Annotated in this window: 9 protein-coding genes; 6 read left to right on the top strand and 3 right to left on the bottom strand. The window is 54.3% G+C overall.

What is annotated here, in order from left to right; all coding sequences use genetic code 11:
- The first annotated feature begins 44 nt into the window (after positions 1-44).
- Positions 45-335, top strand: coding sequence for a pyrimidine/purine nucleoside phosphorylase (gene ppnP, locus J1782_RS23380; protein WP_101075794.1), 291 nt, complete (start codon positions 45-47; stop codon positions 333-335).
- Positions 336-404: 69 nt separating this feature from the next.
- Here the strand turns inward: ppnP and rdgC are convergent, their stop codons facing one another.
- Positions 405-1,319 (bottom strand): recombination-associated protein RdgC, encoded by a 915-nt coding sequence (gene rdgC / locus J1782_RS23375; protein WP_101075448.1) that lies wholly within the window; start codon positions 1,317-1,319, stop codon positions 405-407.
- Between the two features lie 210 nt (positions 1,320-1,529).
- Between rdgC and mak the strand changes: the two genes are divergently transcribed.
- Complete coding sequence (gene mak / locus J1782_RS23370; protein WP_217153988.1) at positions 1,530-2,450, top strand: fructokinase; 921 nt, start codon at positions 1,530-1,532, stop codon at positions 2,448-2,450.
- A gap of 53 nt (positions 2,451-2,503) precedes the next feature.
- On the opposite strand, the gene sbcC is transcribed toward mak, so the two are convergent.
- The gene (gene sbcC, locus J1782_RS23365; protein WP_217153987.1) at positions 2,504-5,761 is read right to left on the bottom strand and encodes an exonuclease subunit SbcC; all 3,258 of its coding nucleotides are present in this window, start codon (positions 5,759-5,761) and stop codon (positions 2,504-2,506) included.
- Positions 5,758-6,996 carry an exonuclease subunit SbcD gene (sbcD, locus tag J1782_RS23360; protein ID WP_217153986.1) on the bottom strand — a complete coding sequence of 413 codons (1,239 nt, stop codon included), beginning with the start codon at positions 6,994-6,996 and terminating at the stop codon, positions 5,758-5,760. Before sbcD ends, sbcC begins: the two co-directional genes overlap by 4 nt.
- Before the next feature lie 227 nt (positions 6,997-7,223).
- Between sbcD and phoB the strand changes: the two genes are divergently transcribed.
- The 4 genes from phoB to brnQ all read left to right on the top strand — a co-directional run bounded on the left by phoB (position 7,224) and on the right by brnQ (position 12,382).
- A complete protein-coding gene (gene phoB / locus J1782_RS23355) occupies positions 7,224-7,913 on the top strand; it encodes a phosphate response regulator transcription factor PhoB (protein ID WP_013576682.1) in 690 nt (229 codons plus the stop codon).
- 23 nt (positions 7,914-7,936) lie between these two features.
- Positions 7,937-9,256, top strand: coding sequence for a phosphate regulon sensor histidine kinase PhoR (phoR, locus tag J1782_RS23350; RefSeq protein ID WP_152327848.1), 1,320 nt, complete (start codon positions 7,937-7,939; stop codon positions 9,254-9,256).
- A gap of 256 nt (positions 9,257-9,512) precedes the next feature.
- Positions 9,513-10,616, top strand: a complete 1,104-nt coding sequence (locus J1782_RS23345; protein WP_152327849.1) for a cobalamin-independent methionine synthase II family protein — start codon at positions 9,513-9,515, stop codon at positions 10,614-10,616.
- A gap of 446 nt (positions 10,617-11,062) precedes the next feature.
- Positions 11,063-12,382: a branched-chain amino acid transport system II carrier protein gene (brnQ, locus tag J1782_RS23340; protein WP_217153985.1), complete on the top strand. Its 1,320-nt coding sequence runs from the start codon at positions 11,063-11,065 to the stop codon at positions 12,380-12,382.
- Positions 12,383-12,408: the final 26 nt, after the last annotated feature.

Genomic DNA, 12,408 nt, shown 5'->3' with positions numbered 1-12,408 from the left:
CCCCTAATATGGAGGCTCTGAAAATTATCGCAAAGGGCCAATCTATGTTGAAAAATAATGAGTATTTTGACGGGAAAGTTAAGTCGATTGGTTTTGACAGCGACAGTACGGGTTCAGCCAGCGTTGGCGTGATGGCCGTCGGCGAATACACTTTCGGCACCGCTAAGCCGGAAGAAATGACCGTCATCAGCGGCTCGCTGAAAGTGCTGATCCCGGGTTCTCCGGACTGGCAGGTCTTCAAACCGGGCGAAACCTTCTACATTCCGGGTAAAAGTGAATTCAATTTGCAGGTCGGCGAAACCACGTCGTATCTCTGCAAGTATCTGACCAAATAAATCATTCAGACACAGCAAAAAAAGAAAAGGCGCCAATGAGCGCCTTTTCTTATTCTTGCAGACCTGAAATTAACGTTGGGCTTCGCCGCCCAGCGCCTCAATCAGATTCTGGATTAATGCAGCCAGTTCACCGGTCATCAGCACGAAATCAGCATCGAAACGTCCGGCGAAATCTTCGCGATCGATGTCTTCGTTCTGGTCACGGATCACGTCGCTGAATTTCAGACGTTTGATGCTGCCGTCGTCGGCCAGAACAACGGCAATGCGTTCCTGCCAGTCGACGGCCAGCTTGGTGACCAGTTTGCCATTCTCGATGTGCGTGGCGATTTCGTCGCTGACCAGCGCCTGTTTCTTACAGCGGATCACGCCGCCTTCTTCCAGAATCGCTTTCAGCTCGGCTTCGTCCTGCAGGGCAAAACCGGCAGGCGTCTGGCCTGAACGCACCCATTCGGTCAGCGTCAGTTCGATCGGGCTTTCCATGGTTAATGGCACAACCGGCAGTGAACCGAGGCTTTTACGCAGCAGCGCCAGCATGTCTTCCGCTTTTTTCGCGCTGGCGGCATCGACCATGATCAGGCCGTTAACGGTGTCGATCCACATGAATGTCTGGCTGAAACGGCTGAATGCGCGCGGCATCAGGCTGTGCAGCACTTCGTCTTTCAGGGAATCTTTTTCGGTTTTCTTCAGCTTACGGTGTTGCTCACCTTCAAGCTGATCAATCTTCGCCTGTAACTCCTGTTTGATGACCGGAGAAGGCAGGATTTTTTCTTCTTTACGGGCGCAGATCAGGATCTGACCGCCGTTAACGTGAGTCAGCGCGTCGCCACCGTGGGAACCCATCGGTGAAACCCAGCCGGTTTTCGCCATATCCTGGCTGCCGCACGGGGTAAAGGTGAAAGCGCTGAGCTGTTTTTCCATTTCGTCAGCAGATAACGAAACTTCACGGCTCAAACGGTATACCAACAAATTCTTAAACCATAACATGGCGTTATCCCTGTCCCGGCGCACTCGTGGTACGCTGATTAAATGAATGCAGGGCGGCATGATAACCAATTGAGCGCCGGTCGTCGTTAAGAAATCACCGCAGCATGAAACATTGCATAACAGCTTATTCTGGTGACGACAGCAGCGAGCTTCTACACTGATTTAACCTCAAAAATAACTGACCCTACCGGCAGAAACAGGAGAGAAAACGTGCGAATTGGCATTGATTTAGGCGGCACAAAAATAGAAGTCATCGCGTTATCCGGCGAAGGGAAAGAACTGTTCCGCAAGCGGGTGGATACGCCAAGAAATGATTACGAACGCACGCTGAAAGCGATTGAAGGTCTGGTGCTGGACGCCGAAAAAGCCACCGGCCAGCACGGCAGCGTCGGCCTTGGGATCCCCGGTACGCTTTCGCCGTTTACCGGTAAAGTGAAAAATGCCAACTCGGTCTGGCTAAATGGCCAGCAGCTGGATGAAGATCTGGCGCTGTTGTTAAAACGCGAAGTCCACATTGCCAACGACGCCAACTGTCTGGCGGTTTCCGAAGCCACTGATGGCGCAGGCGCAGGCCGTCACACCGTGTTTGCCGTGATTATTGGTACAGGCTGCGGCTCCGGTATTGCGCTTAACGGCGTGGCGCACGCGGGCGGCAACGGCAATGCAGGCGAATGGGGACACAACCCGCTGCCGTGGCAGGACGAGGAAGAAATCCAGTTTGCCCGCGACGTGCCGTGCTATTGCGGCAAATCCGGCTGCGTGGAGACGTTTGTGTCGGGCACCGGTTTTGCAGAAGATTATTTTCGGCTGTCAGGCCAGCGGCTGAAAGGTGCGGAAATTATTGAGCTTGTTGAGCAGGGCGACGAAACGGCGGAGCTGGCGCTGGGCCGCTACGAGCGTCGTCTGGCGAAAGCGCTGGCCAACGTGGTGAATATTCTGGATCCGGATGTCATCGTTTTTGGCGGCGGCATGAGCAACGTCGATCGTCTGTACCAGACCGTTCCCGTGCTGATCAAACAGTGGGTCTTTGGCGGCGAATGTGAAACGCCGCTCCTTAAAGCGGTTCACGGCGATTCCAGCGGTGTTCGCGGTGCAGCCTGGTTGTGGCCGCAGTCACGCTTCGCGTTGTAATTTTCTGGCAGACAAAAGCCGCATGATGTCACGGCATCATGCGGCTGTATCGATTACTGCGACGGGACTTTAAATTCACTGCTCAGGCGGCTGACGCCCAGCCCGTTCACCTTGGTCACTTTGATTTGCACCGGAATGCGGTCTTTCATCGCTTCAACGTGGCTGATCACGCCAATGGTTTTACCGGAGGCGTTCAGGCTGTCGAGGGCGTCCAGCGCGGTGTCCAGCGTGTCGGCGTCGAGCGTACCGAAACCTTCGTCGAGGAACAGCGAATCGATGCGGGTTTTATCGCTCACCAGATCTGACAACGCCAGCGCCAGCGCCAGACTGACCAGGAAGCTCTCGCCGCCGGATAACGTGCGGGTATCACGCACGGCGTCTGCCTGCCACGTATCGACAACCTGCAACTCCAGCGCATCGCTGGTTTTACGCTGCAACAGATAACGGCCATGCAGTTTTTCCAGCTGGCGGTTCGCCAGATACACCAGATGATCCAGCGTCAGCCCCTGCGCGAACTTACGGAATTTCGCGCCATCGCTGGAGCCAATCATCTGATTGAGATATCCCCAGTCATCACAGGTCAGCTGCGCCTGCGCAATCTGCGCGATTAACTGCTGCTGGCTGCCGCTTCGTTCCTTGTCGAATTTAAGCTGATTACTCACTTCGCCGGTGCGCTGTTGCAGCGCTTTCAGGCTTTGTGACAGCGATTCCTGCTCGGCCATCAGCGCCGTGAGATCGCTTTCGTATTCACTCAGATGCGCCGGGCGTGCGAGCCGCTGTTTCTCCAGTGTCTCTTTCGCGTCGCTTAACAACGCCTGAGCCTGTACCCGCTGTTTCTGCAACTGGTCTTTACGCTGAAGGAGTTGCTGGCGTAATGCGTCGTCGAGCATCGCGAGTTTCACTGCGTCTTCATCCGCAAACTCGCTGTGGGCCAGCGCCTGTTGCCAGTCTGTTTGTGCCTGATGCAGACGGGCCGTGGCCTGCTGATGTTGCAATTGCGTGCTGGCGAGCTGACCGGCCAGTTTGTCGCGAAGTTCCTGCGCCCGGTGAAGGGCAGTCTCGGCTTCGCTGACCGCTTTCTCGGCGGCCTGTTGTTGCTGATGTAAGTGCTCGCGAACCTGCGTAACCTGACGGTCACCGAAAAGTTCTGTGCGCTGCGCCGTCAGTTCCTTCAGCGTTTTCTCGCCATCCGCATACTGGGTTTGCAGGCGTTCAAGCTGTTCCAGAGACTTCGTCAGGTTTTGCTGCGTCAGCGAAAAACGCTCTGCCAGCAATGCACTTTGCTGCTGGACTTTTTGTTGTTCGCCGGCGGCTTCGCTGAGGGCGTCTTTCGCCTGTTGCAGCGCACGCGCCAGCTGTTCATGCTGGCGGAGGGTTTCCTGTGTTTGCTGTTCTTCCTGATCGCATGACGCCAGCCATTGCTGAATGTCCGCCGCATCATTCAGGGTGAACGTCAGACCATGCGGAGCGCTGATTTTCTTCCAGTTTTCGAGATGCGCGTTCAGTTGCTGCTGGTCGTGCTCAAGCTGCGTTTGCAGGCGCAATTGGTGTTCTTTCAGGCTTTTAATTTTCGCGGCCAGTTCGATTCCGCTGGCTTTCGCTGCATCAAATTCCAGCTGCATTTTCTCAACACGCTGCGCGGTTTCAGACGGTTTGATCTCCTGATAACTTTCAATCGCCGGATGCGAGGTGGAACCGCACAGCGGGCAGGGTAGGCCGCTTTGCAGATTCGCGCGTTCTGCCGTCAGGCTGACGATCAGTTCCTCGCTTTTCAGCCGCGCTTTGACATCATTCAGATGCTCGAGCTGTTTCTGGCATTGCAGACGGATTTTGCCAAGGCGTTCTTCTTCTTCCGCGATTGCCGTCTGATTCTGCGCAATATCCTGATGCTGCTGACGGACACGTGAGTCGAGCTGAGGGAAAATTTGTGCGAGTGAGAACAGCTGCTGGCGTACCGGACGCAGTTGCGCCAGTTCAGATTGCCGCTTCTGCAACGCCGTCAGCGGCTGCTGTTTTTCCAGTTCAACCTGACGCTGTTGCTGAGTCTCAAGCGCGGCGGTCAGCGTGGTGTGTTTCGCCTGATGCTGCTGACTCTGTACCTCCAGTTTCTGCCGTTCTTCGGTGATTTTCGCCAGCGTCGCGTTATGCTCACTGGCCTGTTTCTGTACTTCACTGACGGCCTGCTGCGTGTCAGTCAGTGATTTGTGCCACCGGGCAATTTCGCTATCCAGCGGCAGAACTTTTTCGTCCATCAGCGTCTGTAGCTGGCGCTGCTCTCCGGCCTGTTTCTGGCGAGCGGTTTTCGCCTGTTCCAGCGCCAAAGCCAGCGGTGTCATCTGTGCGGCCTGTTGCTGCTGTTGCTGAACCAGTTGCGTGAGCGCCTGCTGTAACTCCTGTGTTTCTTTCTCACAGCGCAACCGGTCGCTGAGCAGCGGACGCAGCTTTTCAGCCGGTTCACTGCGCGCGAGTTGTTGCAACTGCGGCGCTGCGGCGAGGTTTTCCTGCTCTGCCGCCGTCAGCTGCTGCTGAGATTGCTGATATTTTTGCTGTACCTGCTGCCATTGTTGCAACCAGTTCAGATCCTTCTGGCGCTGAAGCGCCTGCTGGCTGAGGATAATTTCCTGCGCGTTCAGCGCGGCCAGTTCCGTTTCAAACGCCTGACGCTGCTCTTCGCTGAGCAACTCGATACCTGCCATACGCTGATACAAACCGTCGAGCTGATTTTTGGCTTCTTTATGTTGTTCAAACACGCGCTCAGAAAGCCGCCCGTAGATTTCGGTGCCGGTGAGTTCTTCCAGCAATTCCGCGCGGTCGTTGGCATCAGCATTCAGGAACGCGGCGAACTGGCCTTGTGAAAGCATCATTGATTTGGTGAAACGGCCAAAATCCAGCCCGGTCAGCTCGGCGATGGCATCAAGTTTATCGCGCACTTTGTCGGCCAGAATTTTTCCATCGGCCAGCAGTGCCAGTTCCACTTTCGGCGCCTGTAAATTGCCGTCCGGCGAGTTTTTGGCCCGGCGCTGGCTCCAGAACGCGCGGTAGCCAATGCCTTTGACCTCAAACTCGACTTCCGCCAGCGATTCGGCGGTGTGGCGGGTCATCAGTTCATTCTGACTCGGCGTGACGTTCAGACGCGGTGTCTGGTGATAAAGCGCCAGACAAATGGCGTCGAGCAGGGTGGTTTTCCCCGCGCCGGTCGGGCCGGTGATGGCAAATAAACCGTTACTGGCAAACGGCTCAGCGGTGAAGTCGATTTTCCATTCGCCTTCCAGCGAGTTCAGGTTTTTTAATCGCAGGCTGAGAATTTTCATTGTGCGCCGTCCTCCGCATTCTGACCGCTGGTGATCTGTTCAACGACCTGCGCAAACAGCGTGCGCATCCGCGCCTGACGCGGCTCATCAGGATCCGGTTCCAGCGCCAGACGTCGTTCAAACACGTCACTGACGCTCAGCTCGCTCAGCGTTTCCTTTTCCTGCTGCTCAATACTGTGGATGCGCTGTTCTTTGCTGCGGCGCAGCAGAACGACTTCCACCGGCAAATCTGCGGTCAGCGTCTGAATACGCCGCTGGATATCGCTGAGATAATCCTGCGTGGCGACTTCGATATCCAGCCAGACCGGCTTTTGCATATCGCCGCCTGCAAACTGCGCCAGCTGTTTTTCGATTTCAGCCAGCGAACCTTTGATGATCTGCATGGGCTGGAAAACCGGGATTTCCAGCGTGTCGATGGCGTTAAGCGTTGCGCCGTCGAAATTGAGTAAGTACACACTTTTGGCTTTGCTCAGTTCGTCAAAACTCAGGGCAATCGGCGAGCCGCTGTAACGGATATGTTCGGTTTTTGCGACGCACTGGGCGCGGTGAATATGCCCGAGCGCCACGTAATCTACCGGCGGAAATGCCTGGGCCGGGAAGGCGTCGAGCGTGCCTATATAGATGTCGCGCACGGAGTCAGACGTGCTGACGCCGACGGTGGTCAGATGGCCGGTAGCGATAATGGGCAACGGCATACCAAGTTTCTGACGCTTCGCCAGTGCGGCCTGATATAGCGCGTCATAATGCGCCGCAATGGCTTCCTGCAACGCGAGCTGTTTGTCGCTGCCGGATTGTCCGGCCTGACTGGCGAGCAAATCGCGCGGACGTAAAAACGGGATAGCACAAAGCACCGCGCCCGGTTTTCCGTCACGCTGGTTTAACACTAAAATCTGTTCAGAGAGGTCTTCACCGACGGTGGCAATCACCCGCGTATTCAGGCACGAAAGCAGTTCGCGGGATTCATTGAGGGTGGCGACGGAATCGTGATTCCCGGCCAGCACCACCAGCTGACAGCCGGTTTGTTGTAATTCCACCACGAAGCGGTTGTACAACTCGCGGGCGTAACTGGGCGGCGAACCGGTATCAAAGATGTCCCCGGCGACAATGACGGCGTCCACCTGATGCTGCTGCACCTGACCGGTCAGCCAGCGCAAAAATGCCTGATGTTCAGCGGCGCGGCTTTTGGTAAAAAAGTACTGGCCGAGGTGCCAGTCGGAGGTGTGGATCAGGCGCATGAGACTCCCGTGTGAACCCTGTATGACGACAATGGTGCAAAGTATAAACGTCGGCGGGGGAACCTGTCCCCGATAAATCAGACCAATTTCAGCAGGATGGCGGGAATTTATCTGTCATATTTGCCTTAAATGAACCATCATTTTCATTCATAAATCTGTCACAAAACTGACGCATAATGGCGCCCGCAATCAAATAAAAGATCGCTAACCTATTGGCAGGACCTACGATGGCTAGACGTATATTGGTGGTTGAAGACGAAGCTCCAATCCGTGAAATGGTGTGTTTTGTACTGGAACAGAATGGATATCAGGCAGTAGAAGCTGAAGATTTTGATTCAGCGATTGGCCAGTTAGTGGAACCTTACCCAGAACTGATCCTGCTCGACTGGATGCTACCCGGCGGTTCCGGTATTCAGTTTATTAAGCACCTTAAACGTGAAGCACTGACCCGCGAAATTCCGGTGATGATGCTGACCGCTCGCGGTGAAGAAGAAGATCGGGTGCGCGGCCTGGAAGTCGGTGCCGATGATTACATCACTAAACCGTTTTCACCAAAAGAACTGGTTGCCCGTATTAAAGCGGTGATGCGCCGGATTTCGCCAATGGCGGTCGAAGAAGTGATCGACATGCAGGGGCTCAGTCTGGATCCGTCGTCTCACCGGGTGATGGCCAACGAGCAGGCGCTCGATATGGGGCCGACCGAATTTAAGTTGTTACACTTCTTTATGACCCATTCCGAACGCGTTTACAGCAGAGAACAGTTGCTCAATAACGTGTGGGGCACTAACGTTTATGTGGAAGATCGCACGGTAGACGTGCATATTCGTCGTTTGCGTAAAGCGCTGGAAACCAGTGGACATGACAGAATGATCCAGACTGTTCGTGGTACCGGATATCGTTTCTCAACGCGTTATTGAGTCCCCCACAGCGGAGAACCTGTGTGTTAGAACGTTTGTCATGGAAACGTCTGGCCGGCGAATTTTTTCTCTTTTGTCTGCCAGCCCTGATCCTCGGAATTTTCGTCGGCCATTTCGGCTGGCTCCTCTTTGCGTCGCTGGTCGCGGCGCTGGGCTGGAATTATTACAATCAGCTTAAACTCTCTCACTGGCTGTGGCTTGACCGCAGCATCACCCCGCCGAACGGGCGCTGGAGCTGGGAACCGCTGTTTTACGGGCTGAACCAGATGCAGATGCGCAACCGGCGACGTCGTCGTGAATTAGGTCAGTTGATCAAACGTTTCCGCAGCGGTGCCGAATCGCTGCCGGATGCGGTGGTTCTGGCGACGGAAGAAGGCAATATCTTCTGGTGTAACGGACTGGCGCAGGATCTGCTTGGTTTCCGCTGGCCGGAAGATAACGGCCAGCATATTTTTAACCTGCTGCGTTATCCGGAATTCCGCACCTGGATCCAGACCCGTGACTTCAGCCGTGCCCTGAATCTGCAACTCAATAATGAACATTACGTCGAGTTTCGCGTGATGCCGTATTCCGAGGGGCAGCTTCTGATGGTGGCGCGTGACGTCACGCAAATGCGTCAGCTCGAAGGCGCGCGACGTAACTTCTTTGCCAACGTCAGCCATGAACTTCGCACGCCGCTCACTGTGTTGCAGGGGTATCTGGAAATGATGGAAGACGCCAAGCTGGAAGAGCCGTTCCGCACCAAAGCGCTGGATACGATGCAGGAGCAGACGAGGCGCATGGACGGGCTGGTGAAGCAGCTTCTGACCCTGTCGAAAATCGAAGCATCCGCCAATATCGATATGCACGAGAAGGTCGATATTCCGGTGATGCTCAGCATGCTTGAGCGGGAAGTGCAGACGTTAAGCGGCGGGAAACATGAAGTGGTGTTTCGCGTAAACGAAAAGCTGAAAGTCTTTGGCAATGAAGATCAGCTGCGCAGTGCGGTGTCGAATCTGGTGTATAACGCCGTGAATCACACCCCGCCGGGCACGCGGATTGAAGTCAGCTGGCAGCAAATTCAACATGGCGCGCAGTTTCAGATAAGTGACAACGGGCCGGGCATTGCGCCGCAGCACTTACCGCGTCTGACCGAACGTTTTTACCGTGTGGATAAGGCGCGCTCACGCCAGACCGGCGGCAGCGGACTGGGGCTCGCCATCGTAAAACATGCGCTCAGCCACCATAATTCGAAACTCGAAGTTCTCAGCGAAGTCGGCGTCGGCACGCGGTTTATGTTCACGCTGGCACCAAAATTGATTGTTCCTCAGGGTTCAGACTCCCCGGTCACCGTAAAACCTTAATTTCAGCAATTTACGTAAAGTCTGTTATCAGCCGATAGCAGGCTTTTTCATTTCTATTTATGGCGTGATTCTGCCTGATGATCATGAATTTATTTCACGTCCCATGAAAATTCCTCTGTTGTGAGTGAAGAGGCTGCATGACAGTATGGCCTTAAAGCCGTTTAGACATCCAGATGTCTATAAATAACGCAATGTAATTATTTACTTTGTAAATCATTCGCATTCCGCCAGGGGCGTGATGCCTTAAGGAGTTTTCATGCAACGTACTACCCCTCCGTTCCGCGCTGACGTCGTTGGCAGTTTCCTGCGCCCGGCCGCGATCAAAGAAGCCCGCAAACAGTTTCAGGCCGGTGAGATTAATGCAGTACAGCTGCGCGCGGTGGAAGACACTGAAATCCGCCGTGTGGTGGATTTGCAGCGTGAAGCCGGTCTGCAGGTTGTGACGGATGGCGAGTTCCGCCGTGCGTGGTGGCACTTTGACTTCTTCGAAGGCCTGGAAGGGGTGGAAGGTTATGATGCGGTTCAGGGGATCCAGTTCAACGGCGTACAGACGAAAGCGCGCAGTATCAAAGTGGTGAGCAAACTCGGTTTTGGTTCGCACCCGATGCTGGAAGATTTCCGTTTCCTGAAAAGTATCAGCGGAACGGCTGTGCCGAAAATGACTATTCCCAGCCCGAGCGTGATGCATTTTCGCGGTGGCCGAAATGCTATCAGCAAAGACGTTTATCCTGATCTGAAAGACTATTTTGACGATCTGGCACAGGTTTACCGGGACGCGATCAAAGCCTTTTACGATGCCGGCTGTCGTTATCTGCAACTCGACGATACCGTCTGGGCATACCTGTGTTCTGAAGATCAGAAGAAACAAATCCGCGAACGGGGTGACTCTCCGGAAGAGTTAGCACGTACTTACGCTGACGTGCTCAACAAAGCCATCGCCGGTAAACCTGACGATCTGGTGATTGGCCTGCATGTTTGCCGCGGTAACTTCCGTTCAACCTGGATTTCTGAAGGTGGCTATGAGCCGGTGGCAGAGATTCTGTTTGGCGGTGTGAATATCGACGCCTTCTTCCTGGAATATGACAATGAACGTTCAGGCGGTTTTGAGCCACTGCGTTTCATCAAAAAAGGTCATCAGCAGGCGGTTCTGGGGCTGATCACCACCAAATCCGGTGAACTTGAGCTGGCGAAAACCGTGGAAGCACGGATCGCAGAGGCGGCTGAATATCTGGACATTAACCAGATTTGCCTGAGCCCGCAGTGTGGCTTCGCGTCTACGGAAGAAGGCAATAGCCTGACCGAAGCGCAGCAGTGGGAAAAACTTAAACTGGTGGTGGATATCGCCGCCCGCGTCTGGTAAATCCGGAAAGCGGCTAAATTTTGCCCTCGTAAAAATGCTGGATATTGTGCGTGAAATGACCTTTGGATGGTGATTTCACGCATTTTTAATCTTATCGGAGCATATCTTGTGCTTTGTTCGTTCAAAAATCATACATATCATATTGCGTGTTTTGGAAGGTATTTAGTGATTGTTACTGCTTTGTCGTATTAATCTGGTTGAACACTCTGCTTTTTCGATCACGGCTTGCCTTTCTACGCTATAAACGTTTACCTTAAGCCCCGCTGTCGCTCGATACTCCCTGCATAACAACGTAATCATCTGCATATCATCAGGCGTTTTTAGCTCACTCCGATCCTCACATTGGTGTTCTCTGGCTATGACAACGCCATTCATCCTTCTGACGGAGTAGCACGACGACAGCATCGGACACTTTATTCATTTGAACAGGCAACACGACACCAATCATGAGTACTCGTTTAACAAATAAAGATATTCTGGCGCTGGGTTTCATGACCTTCGCCTTATTCGTCGGGGCAGGAAACATCATTTTCCCGCCGATGGTAGGCTTGCAGGCCGGTCATGAAGTCTGGTGGGCAGCTGCCGGGTTTATGATCACGGCGGTAGGGCTTCCTGTGATGACCGTGATTGCGCTTGCGCGCGTCGGTGGCGGTGTTGACGCCCTGAGTACGCCTATTGGTCGTGGTGCCGGTATTCTTCTGGCGACTGTCTGTTATCTGGCTGTGGGCCCGCTGTTTGCCACACCGCGTACGGCGACGGTTTCCTTTGAAGTCGGTATCGCACCGATGACCGGTGACGGCCCGCTGCCTCTGCTGATTTACAGCGTGATTTATTTCGCTCTGGTGATTGGTATCTCCCTGTATCCGGGCCGTCTGCTCGATACCGTCGGGCATTTCCTTGCACCGCTGAAAATGGTGGCGCTGGGCGCGCTGGGTGTCGCTGCACTGCTATGGCCTGCCGGTCAGTCCATGCCTGCGGTTGACGCTTACCAGACGGTGCCGTTCTCCAGCGGTTTTGTTAACGGCTATCTGACGATGGATACGCTGGGCGCGCTGGTCTTCGGGATTGTTATCGTTAACGCCGCACGTTCGCGTGGCGTGACCGATGCCAAACTGCTGACCCGTTATACGGTTCTGGCAGGGCTGATTGCCGGTCTGGGCCTGATGCTGGTCTATCTGAGTCTGTTCAAACTGGGCGAAAACAGTGCCTCGCTGGTGCCAAATGCAACAAACGGCGCAGTGATCCTGCATGCTTACGTGGCACATACTTTTGGCAGCGTGGGCAGTTTCTTCCTCGGTGCGCTGATTTTCATCGCCTGTATGGTTACCGCGGTTGGTCTGACCTGCGCCTGTGCTGAGTTTTTCGCTCAGTATCTGCCGTTGTCATATAAAACGCTGGTCTTCATTCTGGGTCTGTTCTCAATGCTGGTGTCCAACCTGGGCCTGAGCCATCTGATTCAGATTTCCGTACCGGTTCTGACTGCGATTTATCCGCCGTGTATTGCGCTGGTTGTACTGAGCTTTACCCTGCGCTGGTGGAACAGCACTACGCGTATCGTCGCACCTGTGATGGTTGTCAGCCTGGTCTTCGGTATTGTTGACGGCATCAAAGCTTCTGCTTTTGCAGATCTTATGCCAGCCTGGACTGCGAACCTGCCGCTGGCGGCGCAAGGTCTGGCCTGGTTACCACCGTCATTATTAATGCTGGTGCTGGCCGGTATTTATGACAAAATCAGCGGTCCGCGTAGCGTCACTGCGCACCAATGATCATTTGGTGAATGTTCAACGGCATA

Source organism: Rahnella sp. BCC 1045, from assembly GCF_019049615.1.
Classification (GTDB): Bacteria; Pseudomonadota; Gammaproteobacteria; order Enterobacterales; family Enterobacteriaceae; genus Rahnella; species Rahnella contaminans.
This window is presented reverse-complemented; position numbering and strand designations above follow the sequence as displayed.

What these genes read in the sequence shown, in the direction of transcription:
- ppnP (WP_101075794.1), top strand. Translation starts at nt 45, where the DNA reads ATGTTGAAAAATAATGAGTATTTTGACGGGAAAGTTAAGTCGATTGGT.
- rdgC (WP_101075448.1), bottom strand. Translation starts at nt 1,319, where the DNA reads ATGTTATGGTTTAAGAATTTGTTGGTATACCGTTTGAGCCGTGAAGTT.
- sbcC (WP_217153987.1), bottom strand. Translation starts at nt 5,761, where the DNA reads ATGAAAATTCTCAGCCTGCGATTAAAAAACCTGAACTCGCTGGAAGGC.
- sbcD (WP_217153986.1), bottom strand. Translation starts at nt 6,996, where the DNA reads ATGCGCCTGATCCACACCTCCGACTGGCACCTCGGCCAGTACTTTTTT.
- phoB (WP_013576682.1), top strand. Translation starts at nt 7,224, where the DNA reads ATGGCTAGACGTATATTGGTGGTTGAAGACGAAGCTCCAATCCGTGAA.
- J1782_RS23345 (WP_152327849.1), top strand. Translation starts at nt 9,513, where the DNA reads ATGCAACGTACTACCCCTCCGTTCCGCGCTGACGTCGTTGGCAGTTTC.
- brnQ (WP_217153985.1), top strand. Translation starts at nt 11,063, where the DNA reads ATGAGTACTCGTTTAACAAATAAAGATATTCTGGCGCTGGGTTTCATG.